This is a genomic window from Pseudomonas sp. LBUM1641, assembly GCF_059716235.1.
Map to the genome: position 1 here is coordinate 6,576,422 of NZ_CP166815.1, position 26,187 is coordinate 6,602,608.

20 protein-coding genes are annotated in these 26,187 nt (G+C 61.0%); 15 read left to right on the forward strand and 5 right to left on the reverse strand.

The window, feature by feature from the left end; genetic code table 11:
• The first annotated feature begins 219 nt into the window (after nt 1-219).
• The 3 genes from ACA046_RS30370 (at nt 220) to choV (ending at nt 3,255) form a co-directional block, all read left to right on the forward strand.
• Nucleotides 220-1,167, forward strand: a complete 948-nt coding sequence (locus ACA046_RS30370) for a choline ABC transporter substrate-binding protein (protein WP_017476446.1) — start codon at nt 220-222, stop codon at nt 1,165-1,167.
• Nucleotides 1,168-1,234: 67 nt separating this feature from the next.
• Nucleotides 1,235-2,080, forward strand: coding sequence for a choline ABC transporter permease subunit (gene choW, locus ACA046_RS30375; RefSeq protein ID WP_076017809.1), 846 nt, complete (start codon nt 1,235-1,237; stop codon nt 2,078-2,080).
• The gene (choV, locus tag ACA046_RS30380; protein WP_421551473.1) at nt 2,077-3,255 is read left to right on the forward strand and encodes a choline ABC transporter ATP-binding protein; all 1,179 of its coding nucleotides are present in this window, start codon (nt 2,077-2,079) and stop codon (nt 3,253-3,255) included. The genes choW and choV overlap by 4 nt, the downstream gene beginning before the upstream one ends.
• Before the next feature lie 154 nt (nt 3,256-3,409).
• Here choV and ACA046_RS30385 read toward each other — a convergent pair whose 3' ends face one another.
• Nucleotides 3,410-5,344: a BCCT family transporter gene (locus ACA046_RS30385; protein ID WP_459029454.1), complete on the reverse strand. Its 1,935-nt coding sequence runs from the start codon at nt 5,342-5,344 to the stop codon at nt 3,410-3,412.
• A 376-nt stretch (nt 5,345-5,720) separates the two neighbouring features.
• Between ACA046_RS30385 and betI the strand changes: the two genes are divergently transcribed.
• The 10 genes from betI to yccS all read left to right on the forward strand — a co-directional run bounded on the left by betI (nt 5,721) and on the right by yccS (nt 20,592).
• Nucleotides 5,721-6,314 (forward strand): transcriptional regulator BetI, encoded by a 594-nt coding sequence (gene betI, locus ACA046_RS30390; protein ID WP_010167549.1) that lies wholly within the window; start codon nt 5,721-5,723, stop codon nt 6,312-6,314.
• 109 nt (nt 6,315-6,423) lie between these two features.
• A complete protein-coding gene (betB, locus tag ACA046_RS30395) occupies nt 6,424-7,896 on the forward strand; it encodes a betaine-aldehyde dehydrogenase (protein WP_076017806.1) in 1,473 nt (490 codons plus the stop codon).
• A 139-nt stretch (nt 7,897-8,035) separates the two neighbouring features.
• Nucleotides 8,036-9,739 (forward strand): choline dehydrogenase, encoded by a 1,704-nt coding sequence (gene betA / locus ACA046_RS30400; RefSeq protein ID WP_459024338.1) that lies wholly within the window; start codon nt 8,036-8,038, stop codon nt 9,737-9,739.
• Between the two features lie 213 nt (nt 9,740-9,952).
• Nucleotides 9,953-11,395, forward strand: a complete 1,443-nt coding sequence (locus tag ACA046_RS30405) for a TldD/PmbA family protein (RefSeq protein WP_497675524.1) — start codon at nt 9,953-9,955, stop codon at nt 11,393-11,395.
• The gene (locus ACA046_RS30410) at nt 11,395-12,711 is read left to right on the forward strand and encodes a TldD/PmbA family protein (protein ID WP_497675525.1); all 1,317 of its coding nucleotides are present in this window, start codon (nt 11,395-11,397) and stop codon (nt 12,709-12,711) included. Before ACA046_RS30405 ends, ACA046_RS30410 begins: the two co-directional genes overlap by 1 nt.
• 301 nt (nt 12,712-13,012) lie before the next feature.
• A complete protein-coding gene (locus tag ACA046_RS30415) occupies nt 13,013-13,903 on the forward strand; it encodes an alpha/beta fold hydrolase (RefSeq protein ID WP_459024343.1) in 891 nt (296 codons plus the stop codon).
• A 37-nt stretch (nt 13,904-13,940) separates the two neighbouring features.
• A complete protein-coding gene (mdtD, locus tag ACA046_RS30420) occupies nt 13,941-15,368 on the forward strand; it encodes a multidrug transporter subunit MdtD (RefSeq protein WP_226475380.1) in 1,428 nt (475 codons plus the stop codon).
• 130 nt (nt 15,369-15,498) lie between these two features.
• Nucleotides 15,499-16,836 carry an ATP-dependent RNA helicase DbpA gene (dbpA, locus tag ACA046_RS30425; protein WP_256124510.1) on the forward strand — a complete coding sequence of 446 codons (1,338 nt, stop codon included), beginning with the start codon at nt 15,499-15,501 and terminating at the stop codon, nt 16,834-16,836.
• Between the two features lie 160 nt (nt 16,837-16,996).
• Nucleotides 16,997-18,175: a BaiN/RdsA family NAD(P)/FAD-dependent oxidoreductase gene (locus ACA046_RS30430; RefSeq protein WP_497677152.1), complete on the forward strand. Its 1,179-nt coding sequence runs from the start codon at nt 16,997-16,999 to the stop codon at nt 18,173-18,175.
• A 233-nt stretch (nt 18,176-18,408) separates the two neighbouring features.
• Nucleotides 18,409-20,592 (forward strand): YccS family putative transporter, encoded by a 2,184-nt coding sequence (yccS, locus tag ACA046_RS30435; RefSeq protein WP_459024347.1) that lies wholly within the window; start codon nt 18,409-18,411, stop codon nt 20,590-20,592.
• A 94-nt stretch (nt 20,593-20,686) separates the two neighbouring features.
• On the opposite strand, the gene ACA046_RS30440 is transcribed toward yccS, so the two are convergent.
• Nucleotides 20,687-21,424 (reverse strand): substrate-binding periplasmic protein, encoded by a 738-nt coding sequence (locus ACA046_RS30440; RefSeq protein ID WP_497675526.1) that lies wholly within the window; start codon nt 21,422-21,424, stop codon nt 20,687-20,689.
• Nucleotides 21,425-21,645: 221 nt separating this feature from the next.
• On the opposite strand from ACA046_RS30440, the gene ACA046_RS30445 reads away from it, so the two are divergent.
• Nucleotides 21,646-22,098, forward strand: a complete 453-nt coding sequence (locus tag ACA046_RS30445; protein WP_497675527.1) for a GNAT family N-acetyltransferase — start codon at nt 21,646-21,648, stop codon at nt 22,096-22,098.
• A 132-nt stretch (nt 22,099-22,230) separates the two neighbouring features.
• Here the strand turns inward: ACA046_RS30445 and ACA046_RS30450 are convergent, their stop codons facing one another.
• From ACA046_RS30450 to ACA046_RS30460, 3 genes are read right to left on the reverse strand one after another with little or no spacing between them, the layout of a single operon-like run.
• Complete coding sequence (locus ACA046_RS30450; RefSeq protein WP_008434063.1) at nt 22,231-22,527, reverse strand: winged helix-turn-helix domain-containing protein; 297 nt, start codon at nt 22,525-22,527, stop codon at nt 22,231-22,233.
• A gap of 19 nt (nt 22,528-22,546) precedes the next feature.
• The gene (locus ACA046_RS30455; protein WP_459024350.1) at nt 22,547-23,047 is read right to left on the reverse strand and encodes a M48 metallopeptidase family protein; all 501 of its coding nucleotides are present in this window, start codon (nt 23,045-23,047) and stop codon (nt 22,547-22,549) included.
• 43 nt (nt 23,048-23,090) lie between these two features.
• Nucleotides 23,091-25,202 (reverse strand): putative bifunctional diguanylate cyclase/phosphodiesterase, encoded by a 2,112-nt coding sequence (locus tag ACA046_RS30460; RefSeq protein ID WP_459024352.1) that lies wholly within the window; start codon nt 25,200-25,202, stop codon nt 23,091-23,093.
• Between the two features lie 308 nt (nt 25,203-25,510).
• Here ACA046_RS30460 and ACA046_RS30465 point away from each other — a divergent pair, with 308 nt between their 5' ends.
• The gene (locus ACA046_RS30465) at nt 25,511-26,176 is read left to right on the forward strand and encodes a polysaccharide lyase family 7 protein (protein WP_459024354.1); all 666 of its coding nucleotides are present in this window, start codon (nt 25,511-25,513) and stop codon (nt 26,174-26,176) included.
• Nucleotides 26,177-26,187: the final 11 nt, after the last annotated feature.

A 26,187-nucleotide genomic window follows, 5' to 3' on the forward strand; every position in this document is an offset into this window, starting at 1 on the left:
TTTTGCCGTTGAAAAAATCTGTAAGCGACGTCACCGACACTGGATACGACCATCCCTGTACTGGATACGACGCCCCCTGTAGGCGTCAGATTTTCACTGGTACATGATCAGTCTCGACTCGTTTGCACAGTTGCGTGGCAGAGCTGTGCCGCACGCCCAACCGCAACACCTATAAGCGCGGTGTTATTGCCGCCAGAAAAACACCAGGAGTCCACCCCCATGAAAGGTTCCCCGTCGTTGTTGTTGGCCGCCATGCTGAGTCTGCCAGTCCTGGCTCACGCTGCAGAACCGGCGCAATGCCAGACCGTCAACTTCTCCGATGTCGGCTGGACCGACATCACCGTCACTACCGCCACCACCAGCGAAGTTCTCAAGGGCCTCGGCTACAAACCCCGCACCACGATGATTTCCGTACCAGTGACCTACAAGTCCCTGGCCGATGGCAAGAACATGGACATCTTCCTCGGCAACTGGATGCCGACCATGGAAAACGACATCAAGCAGTACCGTGATGCCGGCACCGTGGAAACCGTGCGCGCCAACCTGGAAAACGCCAAGTACACCCTGGCCGTACCGGAAGCGCTGTACAACAAGGGCCTGAAAGACTTCGCCGACATCGTCAAATTCAAGGATGAGCTGGGCGGCAAGATCTACGGCATCGAGCCGGGCAACGACGGTAACCGCACCATTCAGACCCTTATCGACAAAGACGCGTTCGGCCTGAAAACCGCAGGTTTCAAAGTGGTTGAATCCAGCGAAGCCGGAATGCTCTCGCAGGTGGAACGCGCCACCAAGCGCGACCAGGCCATCGTGTTCCTCGGCTGGGAACCGCACCCGATGAACACCCGCTTCAAGATGAAGTACCTGACCGGGGGTGATGATTCATTCGGCCCCAACTACGGCCAGGCCACCATCTACACCAACGTCCGCAAGGGCTACACCCAGGAATGCAGCAACGTGGGCCAGTTGCTGAAAAACCTGTCGTTCACCCTGAACATGGAAAGCACCCTGATGGGTAACGTCCTGGACGACAAAATGAAGCCTGACGCCGCCGCCAAGGCGTGGCTGAAGAAGAACCCGCAAGTGCTCGACACCTGGCTCGCCGGTGTCACCACTGTCGATGGCAAACCAGGATTGGAGGCCGTCAAAGCTTACCTCGCCAAGTAACCGCTGACCCCGGGCCGGTACGCTGGCCCGGGATGTTTTTCCTCTTCGCATGTGGACATTCACTACCATGCTGACTGAACATAAAATCCCGCTAGGCCAGTACATCGCTGCCTTCGTTGAATGGTTGACCCAACACGGGGCCAACTACTTCGACGCAATCGCATCGACCCTGGAAACGATGATCCACGGCGTGACGTTCGCGCTGACCTGGTTCAATCCACTGGCATTGATCGGTCTGATTGCGCTGCTCGCTCACTTCATTCAACGCAAATGGGGCCTGACGGTGTTTGTCATCGCCTCCTTCCTGCTGATCCTGAATCTTGGGTACTGGCAGGAAACCATGGAGACTCTGGCGCAGGTGCTGTTCGCCACCCTGGTCTGCGTGGTGATCGGCGTGCCGCTGGGCATCGTTGCCGCGCACAAACCGATGTTCTACACCCTGATGCGGCCGGTGCTCGATCTGATGCAGACCGTACCGACCTTCGTCTACCTCATCCCTACCCTGACCCTCTTCGGGCTGGGCGTGGTGCCCGGGCTGATTTCCACGGTGGTGTTTGCGATTGCCGCGCCTATCCGTCTGACTTACCTGGGTATCCGTGATGTGCCGCAAGAGTTGATGGACGCCGGCAAGGCCTTTGGCTGCTCGCGCCGTCAGTTGCTCTCGCGGATTGAACTGCCCCACGCCATGCCGAGCATCGCCGCCGGCATTACCCAATGCATCATGCTGTCGTTGTCGATGGTGGTTATCGCAGCCCTGGTGGGCGCCGACGGCCTCGGCAAGCCGGTGGTCAACGCACTGAACACCGCTGACATCGCCCTGGGCTTTGAAGCGGGCCTGGCGATCGTATTGCTGGCCATCATGCTCGACCGCATCTGCAAACAACCCGACGCCAAAGTAGGGGGTGATGCATGAGCATTATCCGGTTCGAAAATGTCGACGTGATCTTCTCCAAAGACCCACGCGAAGCGCTCAAGCTGCTGGACCAGGGCATGACGCGCAACGAAATCCTGAAAAAGACCGGGCAGATTGTCGGCGTTGAAAACGCCAGCCTGGATGTCGAGAAAGGCGAGATCTGCGTGCTGATGGGCCTGTCCGGCTCGGGCAAGTCGAGCTTGCTGCGCTGCATCAATGGCTTGAACACCGTCAGCCGCGGCAAGCTGTTTGTGGAGCATGAAGGTCGGCAGATCGACATCGCGTCCTGCACCCCCGCCGAGCTGAAAATGATGCGCACCCAGCGCATCGCGATGGTGTTCCAGAAGTTCGCCCTGATGCCTTGGCTGACGGTGCGCGAAAACATCAGCTTCGGCCTGGAGATGCAGGGCCGCCCGGAGAAAGAGCGGCGCAAGCTGGTGGATGACAAGCTGGAACTGGTGGGCCTGTCGCAGTGGCGCAACAAGAAGCCCGACGAGCTTTCCGGCGGCATGCAGCAACGTGTCGGCCTGGCCCGAGCGTTGGCGATGGACGCCGATATCCTGCTGATGGACGAACCCTTCTCCGCACTCGACCCGCTGATCCGCCAGGGTTTGCAGGATGAGTTGCTGGAGCTGCAACGCAAGCTGAGCAAGACCATCGTATTTGTAAGCCACGACCTGGATGAGGCGCTGAAACTCGGCAGCCGCATCGCGATCATGAAAGACGGTCGGATCATCCAGTACAGCGTGCCGGAAGAGATCGTGCTGAACCCGGCGGATGACTATGTGCGGACCTTCGTGGCCCACACCAACCCGCTGAATGTGTTGTGTGGCCGCAGCCTGATGCGCACGGTGGATAACTGCACCCACGTCAACGGTTCCATCAGCCTGGACCCGGGTGGTGACTCGTGGCTGGACCTGGCCGAAGGCAACACCATCAAGGGTGCGCGGCAGAACGGCGCGGTGCTGAACTTGCAGAACTGGGCACCGGGGCAAGCCGTGGAAGGTTTGGGGCGGATGCCGACGCTGGTGGATTCCAATATCGGGATGCGCGATGCGTTGCAGATTCGGTACCAGACAGGGAACAAGCTGGTGCTGCAGGACAACGACAAGGTGGTGGGGATTTTGGGTGACAGCGAGCTCTACCACGCCCTCTTGGGCAAGAACCTGGGCTAACAGACACCGCAAAATAAATGTGGGAGCGGGCTTGCTCGCGAATGCGGTGTATCAGTGTCAGATGTACTGACTGACACTGCGCATTCGCGAGCAAGCCCGCTCCCACATTTTGCTCAGGTGGTGTCAGTAACGACACCACCTGTCCTTTCAACACTCAGCTATAGACACGGCCAAGGAGCTGCCGATGGCTTTCAAACTGATCGAGCACGTCCCGGGTGATTTGTTCCTGGGCAAAGCCCATCAGGTCGTACTCCTGAGGCCCGTTGTGCAGGTAAACCTCGGCGCGGTAGTAACGCGTGCGCTCTTCCTCGGGCAAGTCGCTCGGTGCCGACGAATAAGCATCCAGGCTCACCTCGTAGACAAACGGATTACCCTCTTCCATCTCGATGCGCACACCAATGCAGCGCTTGGATTTACCCAGCAGGGTCTGCACTTCCAGCCCCTGATCACGCAACGCAGTCGCCGCTTCTTCCAGCGCCGGCGTGACGTGTTTGTCCATAAAGCGCTGCACGGTGCCTTGGCTCGGTTGCAGGTCCAGGGCAGTCAAACGCTCGCTGAAACCACGCCGACCACGTTCAGCCAATTGCGCCTGCTCCAGCTCGATCGCCACGTCCTGGCGCATTGCCTTATGCAGGCCGAACATGAACAGGATCAGCACCACCGAGAACGGCAGGCCGGCCAGCACCACCATGGTTTGCATGGCTTCGAAGTTACCGGCGAACAACAGGCCGATGGTCACCAGCGTGATGACGACCGACCAGAAAATCCGCAGCCAGTGCGGCGCATCTTCGTCAACGTTGCCGCCCTTGCAGGACAGGTTCGCCATCATCACCGCGCCGGAATCCGCCGGGGTCAGGAACAGTACGAAGCCGACAAAGATCGACACACCGATGACGATTTTCGACGCCGGGTAATGCTCAAGCAGCTGGTAGATCGCCATGGACGGCTGTTCCAGTGCGGTTTTGCCCAACTCCACCGCGCCATGGTTCAACACCAGGTCCAGGGCCGAGTTGCCGAAGATCGACAACCACGCCAGGGTGAAGCCCAACGGGATCAGCAGCACACCGGCGACCAGTTCACGCACGGTACGACCACGGGAAATACGTGCGATGAACATGCCCACGAATGGCGCCCAGGAAATCCACCAGGCCCAGTAGAACAGGGTCCACAGGCCCATCCAGCGTTCGGTCTTGTCGGCGTCGCCTTCGTACACATACAGGTCGAAGGTTTTCAGCACGATACCGTTCAAGTAGTCGCCGGTGTTCTGCACCAGGCCGTTGAGCAAGTGCAGGGTCGGGCCAAACAGCAGCACGAAAATCAGCAGGCCGCTGAACAGCACGATGTTCAGGTTGGACAGGCGACGAATGCCGTTTTCCACGCCCGACACGGCAGCAATAGTCGCCACGGTGCTCATCACGATGATCACGATCAGCAGGTTGGTGTTGCTGTGCTCCATGCCGAACAGGTTTTCCAACCCGGAGGACACTTGCATCGAACCAATCCCCAGGTTCGTCACCAGGCCCAGCAGCGTTACGAACATGCCGAAACCGTCCACCGCGTGACCGGCCGCGCCTTTGACCCAACGCTCGCCCACCAGCGGGTACAGCGCCGAGCGCAAGGCCAGCGGCTGGTTATGACGGTAGGCAAAGTACGCCACGGCCAGGCCGACCAGTGCGTAGATCGCCCAGCCGTGCAGGCCCCAGTGCAGGAACGTCAACTGCAACGCCTGACGCGCAGCGCCGCCAGTGGCCGACGCGCCTTCAGGCGGGTTGAAGTAGTGGTCCAGCGGCTCGGACGCACCGAAGTACAGCAGCGAGATGCCGATGCCCGACGAGAAGAGCATGCCGGCCCAGGCGCCGTAGCTGAAGTCCGGGGTGTCGTCCTTGCTGCCCAGTTTCAATTTCCCATAGGACGAAAACGCCAGGCCCACCACAAACACCAGGTAGGCGGCGATCACCACCATGTAGTACCAGCCAAAGCTTTTCGACAACCAGGCTTGGGCCACACCGAGCATCCTGCCGGCTTCCTGCGGGGCGATAATCAGAATCGCGGTCAACAACAGAATCAGCGCGGTGGAGGTGTAGAACACCCAACCGTTGACCCGCACCTTTTCCGGCGGGGTCTTTATAAGAGAGGCAGAACTCATGGCACAGATGCTCCGGGCAGTGCAGAGAAACACAAGGCAACGCATGACCCGAGCCATCGATTTTTCGGCAGTCGACGGACGGGTGTATAAAGACACCCCGAAAAACCATGAACCCTCGGCGAACCGCTGTGCCGGGCTGTTTCATGGGTTTTCCCGATGTCAGGTGGCGCCACATGCACGTAGGAAATACCTGTAGGCAGCGACCATTTGTCGCAGATCTTATTCTTTGTTGATTGAACGTTCAATCAAAACAAAATAGACTGGCCCACAAGCCGACGGACGTTTATCGCCCGTTGGCAGGCCTAAGGAGAGGTGCACGATGCCCAAGGTCGGTATGCAACCCATACGCCGCCAGCAGTTGATCGAAGCCACATTGACTGCGGTCGATCAGGTCGGGATGGGAGATGCCAGCATTGCGCTGATCGCCCGTCTGGCCGGTGTCTCGAATGGCATCATCAGTCACTATTTTCAGGACAAGAATGGCCTGATCGCCGCCACGATGCGGTATCTGATGAACGTCCTGATCGAAAACGTCACCGAGCGCCGGTTGGCGCTGAAAGATGACAGCCCGCGGGCTCATCTTCAGGTGATCATCGAAGGCAACTTCGACGCCAGCCAAGTCAACGGCCCGGCTATGAAAACCTGGCTGGCCTTCTGGGCCACCAGCATGCACCACCCGTCATTGCACAGGCTGCAGCGGATCAACGATCACCGTCTGTATTCCAACCTGTGCTGCCAGTTCCGCCGAGCGTTGCCGTTGTCCGAGGCACGCAGCGCAGCCCGAGGCCTGGCGGCCCTGATCGACGGTTTGTGGTTGCGCGGCGCCCTGTCGGGAGACGCTTTCGACACGGAGCAGGCGCAACGGATCGCTTACGAATACATGGATTTCCAATTGGCCAAGCAGGTGAGTTAGAGCACACATAAACGCTCAACCCCTGAACGGCTGCCGGCCGGTGTTGCCAGAACCTTATGGCCCACCTTCGGCGGTTAACGCCAACCACTGATGCACTTGCGAGGACTTTATGGCCCGTTTCGAACTGCAAAAACTCTACATTGACGGCGGCTACTCCGACGCTGGCAGCGATGCCACTTTCGAAGCCATCAACCCGGCTAACGGTGAAGTTCTCGCCAACGTGCAACGCGCCACTAAAGAAGACGTTGAGCGCGCTGTGGTCAGCGCCGAAAAGGGCCAGAAAATCTGGGCCGCCATGACCGCCATGGAGCGTTCGCGCATCCTGCGTCGCGCCGTCGACATCCTGCGCGAGCGCAACGATGAGCTGGCCGCCCTGGAAACCCTGGACACCGGCAAGCCGTACTCCGAAACCCAATACGTCGACATCGTCACCGGCGCCGACGTGCTGGAATACTACGCAGGCCTGGTGCCCGCCATCGAAGGCGAGCAGATCCCGCTGCGTGACACTTCGTTCGTCTACACCCGTCGCGAGCCGCTGGGCGTCGTGGCCGGTATCGGCGCGTGGAACTACCCGATCCAGATCGCCCTGTGGAAATCCGCACCCGCCCTGGCGGCCGGTAACGCGATGATCTTCAAGCCAAGCGAAGTCACCTCGCTGACCACCCTGAAACTGGCTGAAATCTACACCGCAGCCGGCGTTCCGGACGGTGTGTTCAACGTTCTGACCGGCAGCGGCCGTGAAGTCGGCACCTGGCTGACCGAGCACCCGCGCATCGAGAAAGTCTCCTTCACCGGCGGCACCGACACCGGCAAGAAAGTCATGGCCAGCGCTTCGAGCTCCTCGCTCAAAGAAGTCACCATGGAACTGGGCGGCAAATCCCCGCTGATCATTTTCGACGACGCCGACCTCGACCGCGCCGCCGACATCGCGATGATGGCCAACTTCTACAGCTCGGGCCAGGTCTGCACCAACGGCACTCGCGTATTCGTTCCGACCGCCCTCAAAGGCGCGTTCGAAGCCAAGATCGCCGAGCGCGTTGCACGCATCCGCATCGGCAACCCGGAAGATGAAAACACCAACTTCGGCCCGCTGGTCAGCTTCGCCCACATGGAAAGCGTGCTCGGCTACATCGCCAAAGGTAAAGAGCAAGGTGCGCGCCTGCTGTGCGGCGGCGACCGCCTGACCGACGGCGAATTCGCCAAGGGTGCCTACGTGGCTCCGACCGTGTTCACTGACTGCACCGACGAGATGACCATCGTCCGTGAAGAAATCTTCGGCCCGGTGATGAGCATCCTCACCTACGACACCGAAGAAGAAGTGATCCGTCGCGCCAACGACACCGACTTCGGCCTGGCCGCTGGCCTGGTGACCAAAGACCTGAACCGCGCGCACCGCGTGATTCATCAGCTGGAAGCCGGTATCTGCTGGATCAACGCCTGGGGCGAGTCCGACGCGAAGATGCCGGTGGGTGGCTACAAGCAGTCGGGCGTTGGCCGTGAAAACGGGATCAGCTCGCTGAACAACTTCACTCGCATCAAATCGGTACAGGTTGAGCTGGGCGACTACGCCTCGGTGTTCTAAAGCACACCTGCTCCCCCCGTAGCAGCTGCCGAGCGCCAGCGAGGCTGCGTAGCGATCTCAGGGTCTGCTACGCAGCCCAACGCAGCCTCGTACCTCGGCAGCTGCTACGCCTGACCAAACTTCAAAGAGGGTGCATTTAATGTCCCAAGAATACGACTACATCATTGTGGGTGCCGGCTCCGCCGGTAACACCCTGGCGACCCGTCTGACCGAAGACGAAGGCGTCACTGTCCTGCTGCTGGAAGCCGGCGGCCCGGACTACCGTCTCGATTTCCGTACCCAAATGCCAGCCGCCCTGGCGTTCCCCCTGCAAGGCCGCCGCTACAACTGGGCCTACGAAACCGATCCAGAGCCACACATGGACGGTCGCCGGATGGAATGCGGTCGCGGCAAGGGCCTCGGTGGTTCCTCGCTGATCAACGGCATGTGCTACATCCGCGGCAACGCGATGGACTACGACAACTGGTCGAAACTGCCGGGCCTGGAAAACTGGACCTACCTCGACTGCCTGCCGTACTTCCGTAAAGCCGAAACCCGCGACATCGGCCCGAACGACTACCACGGTGGCGACGGCCCGGTCAGCGTGACCACGCCAAAGGCCGGCAACAACCCGCTGTTCCACGCGATGGTTGAAGCAGGCGTACAAGCCGGCTACCCGCGCACTGAAGACTTGAACGGCTACCAGCAGGAAGGTTTCGGCCCGATGGACCGTACCGTGACGCCAAACGGTCGTCGCGCCAGCACCGCTCGCGGTTACCTGGACACGGCCAAGAAGCGCTCGACGCTGACCATCGTCACCCACGCCCTGACCGACAAAGTCCTGTTCGAAGGCAAGCGTGCCGTTGGCGTTCGCTACCTCATCGGTGCTGCCGAAGAGCGTGTTGAAGCCCGTGCCCGCAAGGAAGTCCTGGTGTGCAGCGGCGCAATCGCTTCGCCGCAACTGCTGCAACGCTCCGGCGTAGGCCCGGCGAAATTGCTGGAAAGCCTCGACATCCCGGTGGTCCATGACCTGCCTGGCGTCGGCGAAAACCTGCAGGATCACCTTGAGCTGTACCTGCAATACGCGTGCACCCAACCGGTCTCGCTGTACCCGTCGCTGCTCTGGTACAACCAACCGGCCATCGGTGCCGAATGGCTGTTCAACGGCACCGGCATCGGCGCCAGCAACCAGTTCGAAGCGGGCGGTTTCATCCGTACCCGTGAAGACTTCGATTGGCCGAACATCCAGTACCACTTCCTGCCGGTGGCGATTAACTACAACGGCAGCAACGGTGTGAAAGAGCACGGTTTCCAGGCACACATGGGCTCCATGCGTTCGCCGAGCCGTGGCCGCGTGCAGTTGAAGTCGAAGAACCCACGGGAATACCCGAGCATCCTCTTCAACTACATGGCCACCGAGCAGGACTGGCAGGAATTCCGCGACGGCATTCGCCTGACCCGTGAAATCATGCAGCAGCCGGCACTCGACCAATACCGTGGCCGTGAAATCAGCCCGGGCATCGACGTACAGACCGACGAGCAACTGGATAAATTTATCCGTGAGCACGCCGAAACTGCGTTCCACCCGTCCTGCTCGTGCAAGATGGGCACCGACGAGATGGCCGTGGTAGACGCCGAAGGCCGTGTGCATGGCATGCAGGGTCTGCGCGTAGTTGATGCGTCGATCATGCCGATCATCACCACCGGTAACCTGAACGCGCCGACGATCATGATCGCCGAGAAAATCGCCGACAAGATCCGTGGCCGCCAGCCACTGCCGCGCAGCACTGCGGATTACTACGTAGCAGGCGATGCGCCGGTGCGTGGCAAGCCGATGCGGGAAGTAGGTCCTACTGCGCAGTAACTGATAGACCGCGGCGCTCCCTTCGCGAGCAAGCCCGCTCCCACATTTTTGACCGTGTGAACCCGATCAAATGTGGGAGGGGGCTTGCTCCCGAATAGGCTTGATCTGACACCGCAAGACCTCCCGCCTGCCTACACTTTCCTTGATCAGCTCCCCGCCCCCAGGCCTACTCTGTTTGCCTGCCCGCGCCGAGCCGCCCACAAGGAAGGCCCCATGTTCGAACACCACGTCACACTCAAAAAGCAGTTCAGTGCCCTGCGCACCACCGCCGAATTCTTCTCCCTGCGCTATGTCCGCGAGTCCGGCCAGTACCTGTCGGTACGCAAAAACGTCGCCGAGCCGCCACACCTCAGCCAGGACGAAGGCGCGATGCTCACCGTGCGCCTCAACGGCGTCGAAGCCTACGCCGCCACTCACGACATTTCCCTGCCCGGCCTGCAAGCCGCCCTCGAGCGCGCCGAACAGCAAGCCCGACTCATCAAGCCTCACGCCCTGCTCGACCTGCGCGACCAGCCGGTGTCCAGCGACATCGGCGACTACCTGTCGCCGAACCTCGACCAGCCCTTCCCGTCCCTGAGCGACTGCTACCAGCTGCTCGGCGCCGAATCGGCCGCCGTGCCCAAGGACGAACGCCTGGTGAATTGGGAAGTCAGCCTGGGCACCACCCACGTCGAACAGATCTACCTCAACAGCGCCGGCGCCGAACTGCGCCAGGCCCAGCGGTTTGTGTTCCCCGGCGTCAGCGTCACGGCCTACGATGGCAATGACAGCCAGACCCGCACTCTGGGCGGCACTAACTTCGGCCAGCAAGGCGGCTTTGACGTGATCAGCCGCTTCGGCCTGGTAGGCGCAGCCCCGAAAGTCGCAGACGGCGCCCTACAATTGTTGTTGGCGCCCAATACGCCCAACGGCCAACGCGACCTGCTGCTCCTGCCCGACCAGATGATCCTGCAGATCCACGAATCCATCGGCCACCCGCTGGAACTCGACCGCATCCTCGGCGACGAGCGCAATTACGCCGGCACCAGCTTCGTCAAGGCCAGCGACTTCGGCCACCTGCAATACGGCTCCAAGCTGCTGAACGTAACCTTCGACCCGGACATTCCCGAGCAGCTCGCCAGCTACGGGCATGACGACGACGGCACGAGGGCCAGCAAACAATTCCTGATCCGCGAAGGCCTGCTGCTCAAACCGTTGGGCGGTGCGCTGTCGCAATACCGCTCCGGCATGCAAGGCGTGGCCAACAGCCGTGCCTGCAGTTGGAATCGCGCGCCCATCGACCGCATGGCCAACCTGAATATCGAGGCCGGCGACCAGAGCATGGCGCAGCTGATTGGCGGTATCGAGAACGGCATCCTGATGTCCACCAACCGTTCCTGGTCGATTGACGACGCGCGCAACAAGTTTCAGTTCGGTTGCGAATGGGGCCAGTTGATTGAAAACGGCGAGCTCAAAGGCGTGGTGAAAAACCCCAACTACCGGGCGATTTCCGCGCAGTTCTGGCGCAACCTCAGCGCTGTCGGCGACGCCAGCACCTCCAGGGTCCTGGGCACGCCAAATTGCGGCAAGGGCGAACCGAACCAGGTGATCCGCGTCGGCCATGCGTCGCCGGCCTGCGTGTTCAGCAACGTGGACGTATTCGGGGGAGACGCCTGATGAACAATTTCAAAGCCCTGGTGGACTGGCTCAAGCAGGCCATCACCGACAACGAACAATTCCACCTCGGCTACGCCGACGAGTCGTCAGAGTTTGTGCGTTTCAACCACGGCAAAGTGCGCCAGGCCGGCCAGGTGCAACAAGCCAGCCTGAACCTGAAGCTGATCAACGACGGGCGCCACGCCGATCTCGGCATCACCCTGGCGGGCGAGCCTGAGCTGGATCGCCAGCGCCTGGCCAACGGCCTGCAACAGCTGCGCGAGACCTTGCCGTTGTTGCCGCAGTATCCGTACCTGCTGCTCAATCACAACGCCTGGCAAAACAAGGACCAGCAGGCCCGGCCGCTGCCGGATCTGGCCCAGGTGCTTGAAGAAATCAGTGTGGCCGCTGAAGGTGTGGACATGGTCGGCTTCTACGCCGCTGGCCCGATCAGTCGTGGCTTCGCCAGTTCATCAGGCGCCTTTGGCTGGCACCAGGCCAACAGTTTCAACTTCGACTTCAGCCTGTTCCACGCCAACGGCGAAGCGGTAAAAGCCAGCTACGCCGGCAACGATTGGGACCGTGCGGCCTTCGCCCAGCGTTTCCAGCAGGCCCGCGAGCAACTGGAATTCCTAGGCCGCCCGCTGCACCCGCTGGCGCCCGGGCAGTACCGCGCCTACCTGGCGCCGGCGGCCATGGAAGAGATCATCAGCATGCTGACCTGGGGCGGTTTTTCCGCCCAGTCCATCGCCAGTAAAGGCAGCTCGTTGCAACGCTTGTACAACGGCGACCAGGCCTTGAGCCCGTTGGTGGCCATAGACGAACAGGTCAGTGGTTCCCTGAGCTCGGCGTTTTCCCGCGACGGCTATCCACGCAGCGACGTGAAGCTGATCAATGCCGGCAAGGCCGAAGGCCAACTGGTGAACTCCCGCAGCGCGGCCGAATACGGCTTGAGCACCAACGGCGCCAGCAGCGATGAATCGCCCAGCGCCTTGCAGATGGCCGCCGGCAGCCTGGCCCAGGCCGATATCCTCAAGCAATTGGGCACCGGTTTGTACATCAGCAACCTGTGGTACCTGAACTACTCCGACCAGCCCGCCGCGCGCCTGACCGGCATGACCCGCTTCGCCACGTTCTGGGTCGAGGACGGCGAGATCAAGGCGCCGGTCAGCACCATGCGTTTTGATGACAGCGTGTACAGCCTGCTGGGTTCGCAGTTGGAGGCATTGACCGCTGATCGGGAATTGCTGCTTTCGGCGAGTACGTATAGCCAGCGCAATACCTCATCCAATCTATTACCGGGCGCATTGGTAAAACGCCTGACACTGACCCTGTAAAACTCCTCCCCCGTTTTGAATGACAATTCCTACGGGGGATTATCCTCCCTCCCGGCGAACCTTCCGCCTCTCTATACCGGCCATCCGGTCTGTTGTTCCCTGCCGGAATTCTCGTTATAACGGTTAGTGGCACTCAGCCACCCAAAGCCACCGTAGGAGCGAGCTTGCTCGCGAAAAACCCGAGAGCACCGCGTCAAGGCAGGCAAACCGCGTCATCGTTGACGATCTTCGCGAGCAAGCTCGCTCCTACATTCAAGTGATGCACGACCTTGCCCGGGATAGGGCAAGCTGGAGCGTTGACATGAACCATGGAAGTTTTGTCATTGAAAACCTGTTCAAGCACTACAACGTTCACGTAGAGCAGCTTGGTAACAACCCAGAGAAGAAAACCGTGCTGTTGGTCAATGGCGCGCTGTCCACCACCCGTTCGTTTGCCCGCACCAGCAAGTGCCTGTCGGAGCACTTCAATGTGCTGATGTTCGACTTGCCGTTCTCCGGCTATTCGCGCCCCCACAACACCGAACTCGACCTTGTGACCAAGGACGATGAAGTGCAGATCCTGCGGGCACTGGTGGAGCGCTTTCAGGTCAATCATCTGGTGTCCGCCTCATGGGGCGGGATTTCCACGCTGCTGACCCTGGCCCATAACCCGCCCTCCATTGAAAGCTCGGTGGTGATGGCACTGGCGCCCAACCTCAATCAGGCGATGCTCGAGTACGTGGAACGGGTGCGCGTACTGATCGAGGCCGATGACAAATCCGCCGTCGGCCATCTGCTGAATGAAACCGTGGGCAAATACCTGTCACCCCGGCTCAAGCGCAACAACCACCGTCATCTGTCGAACATGGCCACCACCGAGTATCGCCAGGCGCGGTTCCATATCCATCAGGTGCTGGCGCTGGGTGACGGCAACTACCTGCCGCAATTGACCCGGATCGAAACCCCGGTGCATTTCCTCAACGGCGTGCTGGACGAGTACACCCCGGCAGATGAAGCCCAACTGTTCAAAAAATACGTAGGCCGCAGCAGCTTTGCCACGGCCGAGCACACCGGCCATTTGCTCGACCTGGAATCCCGCGAAGCGGCCCTGGCCGTGCACCGCGCGCTGATTGATTTCCTGGTGGGCAAAGACGTGGCGTTGTCAGATATAGACGAAGGGCCTGTGGGAAAAGGAGCTGCCGATGGCGCATAATCGCCGACACATAGGCTGCTAACAAAAAAGGTAACTCATGCCGAATCGCGCCCCTCTCGACGCCAAGACCGCCCGCTGGCTACCCTGGGTGGTAGCGATTGCCTTCTTCATGCAATCGCTGGATGGGACGATTCTCAACACCGCATTGCCGGCCATGGCCCGAGACCTGGCGGAGAACCCCTTGCGCATGCAAGGCGTGGTGATCGCCTACATGCTGACCGTTGCGTTGCTGATCCCGGCCTCCGGCTGGGTCGCCGACCGCTTCGGCACCAAGAAGATTTTCTTCGGCGCGATCATGCTGTTCAGCATTGGCTCGTTGCTCTGCGCGCTCTCCAGCACGCTGACCATGCTGGTGGGCGCCCGGGTCATCCAGGGCCTGGGCGGTGCCTTGATGTTGCCGGTGGGCCGGCTGGTGGTGCTGCGTGCCTACCCGCGTTCGGAGCTGGTGCGGATCATGGGCTTCATCACCATTCCCGGGCTGCTGGGCCCGCTGCTCGGCCCGACCATGGGCGGCTGGATGGTGCAATACCTGACCTGGCACTGGATCTTCCTGATCAACCTGCCGGTGGGCATCATCGGCTGCTACGCCGTCTGGAAATTCATCCCCGACCTGCGCGGCAGCGAACGCACCCGTTTCGACGGCGTGGGTTTCCTGCTGTTCGGCGCGGCGATGGTGCTGATCACCATCGCCATGGAAGGCCTCGGTGAATTGCACCTGCCGCACCTGCGGGTGATGTTGCTGCTGTTCGGTGGCCTGGCGTGCCTGGCGGCGTATTGGCTGCGGGCCGGGCATATCGACAACCCGCTGTTCTCGCCGGTGCTGTTCAAGACCCGGACCTTTGCCGTGGGCATCCTCGGCAACCTGTTCGCCCGCCTGGGCAGCGGCGCGTTGCCGTTCCTGGTGCCGCTGCTGTTGCAGGTGGCGCTGGGTTATTCGCCGTCCGAAGCGGGGATGAGCATGCTGCCCCTGGCGGCAGCGGCGATGTTTGCCAAGTCCATTGCCCGGCCGCTGATCGAGCGCCTGGGCTATCGCGTGGTGCTCACCGGCAATACCCTGGCGCTGGGGATCATGCTGGCGAGCATGGGCCTGGTCAGCGAACACACGCCCTACCCCTTGCTGCTGGGCATGCTGGCGATCCTCGGGGCGATCAACTCGCTGCAATTTACCGCGATGAACACCGTGACCCTGATCGACCTCGACGATGCCCAGGCCAGCAGCGGCAACAGTTTGCTGTCGGTGGTCGCGCAATTGTCCCTGAGCCTGGGGGTGGCCTGCGCCGGTGCGTTGCTGGGCGGTTTTACCGCTGAAGTGGGCAACGACGGGGTCGATACCGTGCTCGGCGCGTTCCAATTGACCTTCGTCACCGTGGGCATCATGGCGATGCTGGCGGCGGCGATCTTCCTGCAATTGTCGCCAAAAGACGGCAAACGGATGGTCAGCCGCGAGCACGACATTGAGCATTAACAGGCTTCTCGTCTAGAACTTGCAGGGAAAATCCCCCGAGGCTGGTACACTGCGCGACATTTTGTTTTGCAGAGCCAGTCCCGTGACTACCATCGCCACCGCTTTTAATACTTTGCCGCTCTCCGCCGCCATGCTGGCTAACCTCGACTCTCTGGGTTATGTCGAGATGACGCAGATCCAGGCGCAAAGCTTGCCGGTGATCCTCAAAGGGCTGGACCTGATCGCCCAGGCCAAGACCGGCAGCGGCAAAACCGCGGCCTTTGGCATCGGCCTGCTGAACCCGATCAACCCGCGCTACTTCGGCTGCCAGGCGCTCGTCATGTGCCCGACCCGCGAACTCGCTGACCAGGTTGCCAAGGAAATCCGTCGCCTGGCCCGCGCCGAAGACAACATCAAGGTGCTGACCCTGTGCGGCGGCGTGTCCCTCGGCCCACAGATCGCTTCCCTGGAACACGGCGCCCACGTCATCGTCGGCACCCCGGGCCGCATCCAGCAGCACCTGCGCAAGGGTTCGCTGGTACTCGACGGTTTGAACACGCTGATCCTCGATGAAGCCGACCGCATGCTCGACATGGGCTTCTACGACGCCATCGAAGACATCATCAGCAAGACCCCGGCCCGCCGCCAGACCCTGCTGTTCTCGGCCACCTACCCGGTGAGCATCAAGCAGCTGGCCTCGAAATTCATGCGCGCGCCGCAGCAGGTCAAGGCCGAAGCGTTCCACTCGGACGATCAGATCGAACAGCGCTTCTACGAGATTTCCCCGGAAGAGCGCATGGACGCGGTGACCAAGGTCCTGGCGCATTTCCGTCCGGCTTCTTGCGTAGCCTTCTGCTTTACCAAGCAGCAAGTGCAGGAAACCGTGGACCATCTGACCTCCAAGGGCATTTCCGCCGTCGGCCTGCACGGCGACCTGGAACAGCGCGACCGCGACCAGGTGCTGGCGATGTTCGCCAACCGCAGTACGTCGGTACTGGTTGCCACCGACGTTGCCGCCCGCGGCTTGGACATTGATGCACTGGACATGGTGATCAACGTCGAACTGGCCCGCGACTCGGAAATCCACATCCACCGTGTGGGCCGTACCGGCCGTGCGGGCGAGACTGGCATTGCTATCAGCCTGGTCGCACCGTCTGAAGCCCATCGCGCCCAGGCCATCGAGCAACTGCAGAAGTCGCCGCTGAACTGGGACCAACTGGACAACCTCAAGCCTCAGAGCGGCGGCCCGTTGCTGCCGGTGATGAGCACCCTGTGCATTGCCGCTGGCCGTAAAGACAAGGTTCGCCCGGGCGACATCCTTGGCGCACTGACCGGTGACGCCGGGATTCCGGGGGCCCAGGTTGGCAAGATCGCGATCTTTGATTTCCAGGCCTTCGTGGCTGTGGAACGCGGGATCGCCAAGCAGGCGCTGCAGCGCTTGAATGACGGCAAGATCAAAGGCCGTTCGTTGCGCGTGCGTATCCTGTAAAGATCTCAAGCTATACCGAGATCAAAAATGTGGGAGCGGGCTTGCTCGCGAATGCGGTGTATCAGTCGACAGATTCGGTGACTGACACTCCGCATTCGCGAGCAAGCCCGCTCCCACATTTGACTGTATTCCAATTCAGAATTTGTATGAGGACATGGCTGTGCGCTCGACCGAAGTTGTGATCATTGGCGCCGGCGCCGCAGGCTTGATGTGTGCGCTGACCGCCGCCGGGCGTGGGCGCAAGGTGATGTTGATCGACCACGCGAACAAGGCCGGCAAAAAGATCCTGATGTCCGGCGGTGGCCGCTGCAACTTCACCAATATGTACACCGAGCCGGCCAACTTCCTCTCCCACAACGCGCACTTCTGCAAGTCTGCCCTTGCCCGCTACACCCAGTGGGATTTCATCGGGCTGGTGGCCAAGCACGGCGTGCCGTACCACGAGAAGAAACTCGGCCAGCTGTTCTGCGACAACAAGTCCAGCGACATCCTCGGGATGCTGCTGGATGAGTGCATCCAGGTCGGCGTAAGCATGCACTTGGATACATCGGTGCAGGAGATCGCCAAGCTGGAAGCCGGTTATCAGTTGCAAACCACCCTGGGTGAGTTGCGCTGCGAGTCACTGGTGATCGCCACCGGCGGGCTGTCGATCCCGACCCTGGGGGCCACCGGTTTTGGCTACCAAGTGGCCAAGCAGTTCGGCCATGAGCTGCTGCCGACCCGGGCCGGGCTGGTGCCGTTCACCATCACCGATCAGCTCAAGGAGTTGTGCGGCGAGCTGTCCGGTACTTCCGTGGATTGCCTGGTGAGCTGCAACGACCAGAGCTTTCGCGAGAACATCCTGTTTACCCACCGTGGCCTGAGCGGGCCGGCGATCCTGCAGATTTCCTCGTACTGGGAATCTGGCGACACCGTGGAAATCAACCTGCTGCCCGATCACGACGCCCACACCTGGCTGCAAGAGCAACAGGTGGAGCGCCCGAACAGCGAGCTGAAAACCCTGCTGGGTGAGATCTTCACCAAGAAGATGGCCAACCTGCTGGCTGAAACCTGGTTCGTTTCCAAGCCGATGAAGCAGTACACCCACGCCGAGATTGCCGACATCGCCAGCAAACTGGGGAGCTGGCAATTGGTGCCGGCGGGCACCGAAGGCTATCGCACCGCCGAGGTCACACTGGGTGGCGTGGACACGCGGGAGGTTTCGTCCAAGACCATGGAATCCCTGAAAAGCCCCGGTTTGTACTTTATCGGCGAAGTGTTGGATGTGACCGGTCACCTGGGCGGGTTCAACTTTCAGTGGGCGTGGGCTTCCGGGTATGCTGCTGCCCAATTTGCCTGACGGAACGCGGTAAAAAATGTGGGAGCGGGCTTGCTCGCGAAGGCGGAGTGTCAGCTAATACATCAGTGACTGATACACCGCCTTCGCGAGCAAGCCCGCTCCCACATTTGGTTCGTGGTGTGCTTGGAAGTAATGACCGGAATAAATTTTGCTGTTGGATGTGATCGCCACACTTGCCGTGGCGTCCTTGATAGCTCAATTTAGCGGCATCGTCCCGGAAGACCCCAGACTTCATGTCATCGACCTCCTTCAAGCAGTCCATGCGGCGCCTTTGGGCACTGGATAAATTCAGTTACAGCGTACGGGTATTCATCGCCCTGACCGGCAGCATGGCGCTGTGCTGGTACCAGAATGAAATGGCGCTGCTGATCCCGTTGTTCCTGGGGATTATCGCCAGCGCCCTGGCCGAGACCGATGACAACTGGCAAGGCCGGCTCAACGCCCTGGCCGTGACACTGGTGTGCTTCAGCACCGCGGCACTGTCCGTCGAACTGCTCTTCCCCTACCCCTGGATCTTCGCGATCTTCCTGGCGCTCTCCAGCTTCGGCCTGACCATGCTCGGTGCGCTGGGCGAGCGTTATGGGGCGATCGCTTCGGCCACCCTGATTCTGTCGGTCTACACCATGATCGGCGTGGACCAGCGCGGTGGTGCGGTCACCGATTTCTGGCATGAACCCTTGTTGTTGGTGGCCGGTGCCGCGTGGTATGGCGCGCTGTCGGTGCTGTGGCAGGTGCTGTTTTCCAACCAGCCAGTGCAGCAGAGCCTGGCGCGGTTGTTTCGTGAGTTGGGACGCTACCTCAAGCTCAAGTCGTCGCTGTTCGAACCGATCCGCCAGCTGGATGTGGAAGCACGACGCCTGGAACTGGCGCAGCAAAACGGCCGGGTGGTGGCGGCACTGAATGCTGCCAAAGAGATCATCCTGCACCGGGTCGGCAATGGCCGCCCGGGCTCCAAGGTCAGCCGCTACCTCAAGCTGTACTTCCTGGCCCAGGACATCCACGAACGCGCCAGCTCCTCGCACTACCCTTACAACGCACTTGCCGAGGCCTTCTTCCACAGCGACGTGCTGTTCCGCTGCCAGCGCCTGCTGCGCCAGCAAGGCAAAGCCTGCCAGACCCTCGCCGAATCGATCCAGCTGCGCCAGCCTTTCGTCTATGACGACAGCTTTGCCGAAGCCCTGGGCGACCTGAATGCCTCCCTGGAACACCTGCGCATCCAGAGCAACCCGGCCTGGCGCGGCCTGCTGCGCTCCCTGCGTGCCCTGGCCGCCAACCTGTCGACCCTGGACCGCCTGCTGGGCGACGCCGCCAACCCCGACAGCCTGGCAGACGCCACCGACAGCAGCCTGCTGGACCGTGCACCGCGCAACCTCAAGGAGATGTGGACCCGCCTGCGCACGCAACTGACGCCGACTTCGTTGCTGTTCCGCCACGCCCTGCGCCTGCCGCTGGCACTGAGCATCGGCTATTGGATGGTGCATTTGATTCACCCGTCCCAAGGCTACTGGATCATCCTCACCACGCTGTTCGTGTGCCAGCCGAATTACGGCGCCACCCGGCGCAAGCTCGGCCAGCGGATCATCGGCACGGCTATCGGCCTGACCATCGCCTGGGCGCTGTTCGACCTGTTCCCCAACCCGCTGATCCAGTCGATGTTCGCCATTGCCGCCGGCCTGGTGTTCTTTATCAACCGCACCACGCGCTACACCCTGGCGACCGCCGCGATCACGCTGATGGTGCTGTTCTGCTTCAACCAGGTGGGCGACGGCTACGGGCTGTTCCTGCCACGCTTGTTCGATACCTTGCTCGGCAGCCTGATCGCCGGGCTGGCGGTGTTCCTGTTCCTGCCGGACTGGCAGGGCCGACGCCTGAACAAAGTGCTGGCCAACACCCTGACCTGCAACAGCATCTACCTGCGCCAGATCATGCAGCAGTACGCCGCGGGCAAAAGCGACGACCTGGCTTACCGCCTGGCCCGGCGCAATGCCCACAACGCCGACGCCGCGCTGTCCACCACCCTGGCGAATATGCTGATGGAGCCGGGGCATTTCCGTAAGGAAGCGGATGTGGGGTTCAGGTTCCTGGTGCTGTCCCACACGTTGCTCAGCTACCTGTCAGGGCTGGGTGCGCACCGGGAAACCCAATTGCCGGCGGAGGTGCGCGAACACTTGATCGAAGGCGCCGGGAAGACGCTGGCGGCGAGTATCGACGAGATCGCCACGGGACTGGCCAACAAGCAGCCGATCGCGATTCAGAGTGATGCGGAAGAAGCCTTGGCGGTGGACCTGGAGCAGATGCCGGATGAGATTGATGAAGGACAGCGGCTGGTGCAGACGCAACTGGCGTTGATCTGCCGGCAGCTGGGGCCGTTGCGCACTTTGGCTGCTCACCTGATCAAAGACACCAGCGAAGCCTGAATCGCCATCGCAGGCAAGCCAGCTCCCACACTTGAATGCGTTCACAAATCAAAATGTGGGAGCGGGCTTGCTCGCGAAGAGGCCATTAGCCTCACTACATCCCATGCTGCTTCATCAACCGCGCATAGCTACCATCCGCTTTCATCTTGGCGATCTCCCGATCAAACCCGGCGACAATCTGCTCATGCTGGGGATTCTTCAGGCTGACCAAAATGTGCAGGCTGTTCTCGCTCAGCGGCATCGGCAAAAACTCCACCGCATTACGCACGGTGGCGGACTCCCTCGCCAGGTAGTAGCGGGCGACGAACTCATCTTCCACCGTCAGCCGAACCCGCTGCGCCGCCAGCATGCGTACGGCCATGGCGAAGTTATGCACAGGGACTTTCTGCAATTGCGGATCAGCGTCGAACGCCGCGGAATAGGCATACCCGCGCACCACTGCGATGGGGTAGTCGTGGAGTTGTTGCAGGTTCCGGTACTCAATGGCGTCGTCACGACGCTTTAGAAACAGCACCCGATTGAGCAAGTACTCACCGGAAAACTGCCCCAACTGAGTACGCGCATCGTCGTACCAGGCATTGACCAGCACGTCGTAACGCCCATCGCCCACGCCCATCAGCGCTCGGGCCCAGGGCACCTGTTCAAAGTCACTGGCATAGCCGGCGCGGGCCAGGGCGGTGGTGACGATGTCGGTGGCCAACCCACCATTGATCAGGGTGGCATCGGTAAACGGCGGCCAGGCATCCGCCACCAGGCGCAAGCGTTCTGCCGCCGCCGTCTGGGCCAGCAACAACAAACCGATCAAAGCAACGGCACGAGAAAATCGCGGCATGCTCAAGTCCTTGGCGGGCGTTCTATGGCCTGACCTCAGGGTTGAACCTGAGGGTTTAACAGTAGCTCATCAATGAGCCTGTACTGCAGATTACACAAAGACAGCAGCAGCGCATCCACAGAATGATGGCAAATTGATCTCACTCACAAAAAAGCCGCAATTTAGACACTCGCCTCCCACGCGCTTACTATCCTGACCAGACAATTAGCCGAGAGAACACCATGACAGTCGAATGGGTCTGCAAACACCACAGTGACTTGGGCAAGGAGCAGCTGTACGCCATTTTGCGCCTGCGTTCGGAGGTCTTCGTTGTCGAGCAGAAATGCGTCTACCAGGACATTGATGGCCAGGACCTGGACGGCGACACCCATCACCTGATGGCCTGGAGCGGCGGTCAATTGCAGGCCTACCTGCGCCTGCTTGATCCTGAATCCCAGGGCGGCGATGTGGTGATCGGCCGGGTGATCGTCGCACCGAGTGCGCGGGGCACCGGGCTGGGGCACGAGATGATGGATGAGGCGCTCAGGCAGGCGGAGAAACAGTGGCCCGATGTGCCGATCTATCTGTCGGCCCAGGCGCATTTGCAGGGGTATTACGGGCGGTACGGGTTTGTGGTGGCGGGTGAGGAATACCTGGAGGATGACATTCCACATATAGGAATGCGTCGTCCCTAGGCACTGGGCTTTTGTGGCGAGGGGGCTTGTCCCCCGTTGGAGTGCGTAGCGCTCCCGCTTTTTTTGGGGCCGCTTCGCAGCCCAACGGGGGACAAGCCCCCTCGCCACAGGAAAAGCCTCCTCGCCGCAGGCTCAGGGGTACCCCAACACCTGTTTAATGCTCGCCAGGTTCGCCTCGATCCATCGCCGATCAATCGCGCCCCAATCACGAATCCGATAGCGCCCGGCATGGTTGCGGGCGCCGTCTTCCTGCTCAAACTCACACACAATGTCCAAATCCGCCAACGCCGCAATCGTGTCCTGGGCAGTGCGCCGGGGCATGCCCGTGACTTCGGTCAGGGCCGGGACGCTGCTGGCCAGCTGGCTGTCGATCAGATACGCCACATACAGGCGCCGGTAGAAGCTGCTTTTAGTCTTGCTCACATCCATGCTCGATCGCCTTTGAAGGTTAGGGCTTGCCCTGCATGTCCCGCCAGGTCAGGTATACCCGCAGGTCGAATTCCACCTGATGGTAGCCCGGCAGCATGTATTCACAGAGTTTGTAGAACGCCTTGTTGTGGTCCGATTCCTTGAAGTGCGCCAGTTCGTGTACCACGATCATGCGCAGAAACTCCGGCGCGGCTTCCTTGAACAGCGAGGCGATGCGGATTTCTTTCTTCGACTTGAGGTTGCCGCCCTGCACCCGGGAGATGGTGGTGTGCAGGCCGAGGGCGCGGTGGGTCAGGTCCAGGCGGTTATCGAACAGCACTTTGTCGATGGCCGGGGCGTTGCGCAGGTGTTCCTGCTTCAAGGCCTGGGCGTAGTTGTACAGCGCTTTGTCGCTCTGCACCCCGTGCCGCTCGGGGTAGCGCTGGGTCAGGTAGTCGCCGAGTTGGTCCTTGGCAATCAACTGATGCACTTGCTCCTGCAATGCTGGGGGGTAGGCCTGGAGGTATTTCAGCGCAGTCATGAGGTCAACAACGGGTATTTGAATGGCCGCCAGTGTAGCGAATTCAGCGGGACGCTGCGCGCAGGTGCCAGTTGGCGACTTCATCCGCGATCAACGGGGCCGCCACCTGCGGCCCCTGGATGAACTGGCAACCGCTGGCCTTGAGCCAATCGACTTGCTCCTGGGTCTCGACGCCCTCGGCAATCACCAGCAGATCGAAGTGCCGGCACAGTTCGATAATGCTCCGCGCCATCGCCGCGTCCCGGGATGAGCCCGGCAGGCGAGCGACCAGCTTCGGGTCGAGCTTGAGGGTGTCGAATTCCAGGTCCCGCAGGTGCGCCAGGGAACAGTTCCCGGCGCCAAAATCATCCAGCGCAATCCGCACACCGGCCTGGCGCAACAGCTTGAGCTGCTTGGTGGACTCATCCAGATTGTGCATCAGGCTTTCTTCGCTGATCTCCACCTCAAGCTGCCGGCCCTGCAGCCCATGTCGATCCAGCACCTGCTGCAGCTGGCTGGCGAGGTTCGGCATATTGAACTGGCTGCTGCTCAAACTCACGCTCAGCACCAACTCGTCGCCGAACACCGACTTCCACGCCTGCCGCTGGGCGGCCACCTGCTGGTAGATCCAGGTGCTCAATTGGCTGATCAGCCGCGCCTCTTCCAGCAACGGCAAAAACAGCCCCGGCGGCACATCGCCAACGCTCGGATGCTGCCAGCGCAACAACGCCTCGACGCCCCGCAGCTGGCCGTCGTGCAACGACACCTGCGGCTGATAAACCAAGGTGAAATCCTTGCTGTCGATGGCGCTGCGCACACTGTCTTCAAGCATCAAGCGTGAGCGGGCACGGCCGTTCATTTCCTGATCGTAATAGCGATATTGCTGGCGTCCGGCGCGCTTGGCTTCGTACATCGCGACGTCCGCCGCGCGCAGCAGGCCGTTGAGGTCCGAGCCGCAGTCCGGGAACGTGGCAATACCGATACTGACCCCGAGCATCACATCCAAACCGTCGACCTGCTGACAGATCGACACCCGTTCGATCAGTTTTTCCGCAATCTTGGCCGCCTGCTCCGGGAATTCCAGCTCCAGCAGCGCGGTGAATTCATCCCCGCCCATGCGCCCAAGAATGTCATAGGAGCGCAGGCACGCTTTCAACTGCTCCGAGACCCAGCGCAGCACCCGGTCACCGGCGTCGTGGCCCAGGGAATCATTGACCCGCTTGAACCCGTCGAGGTCCAGGTACAGCAGCACCAGCGACTGTTCGTTACGCTCACTGCGCAGGAGCACATTCTCCACGGACTGGTGAAACCCGCGCCGATTGAGCAAGCCCGTCAGCGGGTCGGTCACCGCCTGGAACTCCAGTTGCTGATGCAGATGGCGCACCTCGGACATGTCCAGCACCGTCACCACCATGGCTTTCTGCTCGGCCGGCAGCGGCGCACACGACATCGCCACCGGCAACTGCTGGCCGGGCGCGGTGCGCAAAATCGCGTCGTGCAGGCGCCAGGTTTCGCCGCGTTTGTAGCCTTCGTACAACGCCGAGTCAGACCAGGCAGGCACGTGGGGTTTTTGCAAAAAGTCGAGGAACTCGGCGCCCTGCAACTCGGCAACCGGCGCATTCAGCAGCCGCGAAATCGCCGGGTTGGCGTAGCTGATCACACCCTCCTCGCCCACCACCAGGATGCCTTCGGCGGCATTGTCCAGCACTGAGGCATTGAAGGCACGGGCGGATTCCAGGTCGTGGCTCAGCCGCTGCAAGGCACGGCGGTTACGCTGGTGCTCCAGTAGGGCTTGGACCTTGGGCTTGAGGATATTCGGGTCGAAGGGTTTCAGCAGGTAGTCGATCGCGCCGCTGGCATACCCTTCCAGCATCGCCGCCGGCGACTGGGCGTGGGCGCTGAGAAAGATGATCGGGGTCAGTTGCGTGCGCTGGCTGCCCCGCATCAGCCGAGCCACCTCGAACCCGTCCATGCCGGGCATCATCACATCCAGCAGCACCAGGTCGACGTCATGCTCGAGCAGCAATTCCAAGGCTTCAACCCCGGATGCCGCCGTCACCACATGCCAGTCTTCACGCTGCAATAGCGCACGCATGCTGATCAGGTTTTCGGGATAGTCATCGACCACCAGAAGCACTGAACAACCATCGCGGGGCTTGATTGGAGCGCATTCCATTGCTGCTTCTCTTTCGTCGGCGTCATTCCGGTCATTTTTGCGACAAAACCGGATAAACAATAAGGGCTCACTCTAGCCTTGGATCCCATAAAGCAGAAGCCACGACGGTGCCATCATTGCGCCAAACTCCACACAACCGACTAACGGTCAGTGTCTACAGCCCGCGGTTTACGGGAAACATGGCTTTTTGACATTTGATTGGCGCCAACAATCCGCCACAAAATCATTAACAATCCATTTCGAGCCACCTATAAAGAAAGTGCCGGCTCCCGAGCCAAGGCCTTCTCTCCCCGTTAAAGGCGTATTCAATGATTGATCTGTCCACCTGGAACCTGAGCATCCCCGTCGGCTCCCCGCCCTCGACCATCGACACCCCGAAACTGCTCAGCGGGTTCAAGGACCAATACTTCCAGGCCGAAGGCAGCAGCGTGCAATTCTGGACCCCGGTCACCGGCACGCGTACCGAAAACGCGGTTTACCCCCGCAGCGAACTGCGTGAAACCTACTCCGACGGCCGCCTGCGCAACTGGCTGTACAGCGACGCTGACAACTACCTGCGTGCCACGTTGGCGGTCAACAAGGTGCCGTCGTCCGGCAAGGTGGTGATCGGTCAAATCCACGCCTACGAAAGCCAGAAGCCACTGATCAAGGTCGAGTACCAATACAAGGAAAAAACCCAGACCGGCAACATCGTCGCCAAGGTGCGCATGCGCCCCGACGAGTCAGAAGGCCGGGTGATCATCGTTGCCGAGAACGTACCGCTGGACCGCGACTTCACCTACGTCATCCATCTGAACAAGGCTGGCCTGCTGAGCGTCGACGCGGCCAACGGGCAATGGAACGAACGCATCGGTGCTGCGTGGGGCAAACAGCCGCTGTACTTCAAGGCCGGTGCCTACGTGCAGGACAACAGCGGCAACAGCAAGGAAGGCGCCCGGGTGACGTTTGCCAAGCTGGATATTGATCACGACTGAAGCTGATTCGC

What these genes read in the sequence shown, in the direction of transcription:
- yccS (WP_459024347.1), top strand. Translation starts at nt 18,409, where the DNA reads ATGTCATCGACCTCCTTCAAGCAGTCCATGCGGCGCCTTTGGGCACTG.
- dbpA (WP_256124510.1), top strand. Translation starts at nt 15,499, where the DNA reads ATGCTGGCTAACCTCGACTCTCTGGGTTATGTCGAGATGACGCAGATC.
- betB (WP_076017806.1), top strand. Translation starts at nt 6,424, where the DNA reads ATGGCCCGTTTCGAACTGCAAAAACTCTACATTGACGGCGGCTACTCC.
- ACA046_RS30455 (WP_459024350.1), bottom strand. Translation starts at nt 23,047, where the DNA reads ATGACTGCGCTGAAATACCTCCAGGCCTACCCCCCAGCATTGCAGGAG.
- mdtD (WP_226475380.1), top strand. Translation starts at nt 13,941, where the DNA reads ATGCCGAATCGCGCCCCTCTCGACGCCAAGACCGCCCGCTGGCTACCC.
- ACA046_RS30415 (WP_459024343.1), top strand. Translation starts at nt 13,013, where the DNA reads ATGAACCATGGAAGTTTTGTCATTGAAAACCTGTTCAAGCACTACAAC.
- choV (WP_421551473.1), top strand. Translation starts at nt 2,077, where the DNA reads ATGAGCATTATCCGGTTCGAAAATGTCGACGTGATCTTCTCCAAAGAC.
- betI (WP_010167549.1), top strand. Translation starts at nt 5,721, where the DNA reads ATGCCCAAGGTCGGTATGCAACCCATACGCCGCCAGCAGTTGATCGAA.
- ACA046_RS30450 (WP_008434063.1), bottom strand. Translation starts at nt 22,527, where the DNA reads ATGGATGTGAGCAAGACTAAAAGCAGCTTCTACCGGCGCCTGTATGTG.
- ACA046_RS30405 (WP_497675524.1), top strand. Translation starts at nt 9,953, where the DNA reads ATGTTCGAACACCACGTCACACTCAAAAAGCAGTTCAGTGCCCTGCGC.
- ACA046_RS30465 (WP_459024354.1), top strand. Translation starts at nt 25,511, where the DNA reads ATGATTGATCTGTCCACCTGGAACCTGAGCATCCCCGTCGGCTCCCCG.
- ACA046_RS30440 (WP_497675526.1), bottom strand. Translation starts at nt 21,424, where the DNA reads ATGCCGCGATTTTCTCGTGCCGTTGCTTTGATCGGTTTGTTGTTGCTG.
- ACA046_RS30460 (WP_459024352.1), bottom strand. Translation starts at nt 25,202, where the DNA reads ATGGAATGCGCTCCAATCAAGCCCCGCGATGGTTGTTCAGTGCTTCTG.
- ACA046_RS30370 (WP_017476446.1), top strand. Translation starts at nt 220, where the DNA reads ATGAAAGGTTCCCCGTCGTTGTTGTTGGCCGCCATGCTGAGTCTGCCA.
- ACA046_RS30445 (WP_497675527.1), top strand. Translation starts at nt 21,646, where the DNA reads ATGACAGTCGAATGGGTCTGCAAACACCACAGTGACTTGGGCAAGGAG.
- ACA046_RS30410 (WP_497675525.1), top strand. Translation starts at nt 11,395, where the DNA reads ATGAACAATTTCAAAGCCCTGGTGGACTGGCTCAAGCAGGCCATCACC.
- betA (WP_459024338.1), top strand. Translation starts at nt 8,036, where the DNA reads ATGTCCCAAGAATACGACTACATCATTGTGGGTGCCGGCTCCGCCGGT.
- choW (WP_076017809.1), top strand. Translation starts at nt 1,235, where the DNA reads ATGCTGACTGAACATAAAATCCCGCTAGGCCAGTACATCGCTGCCTTC.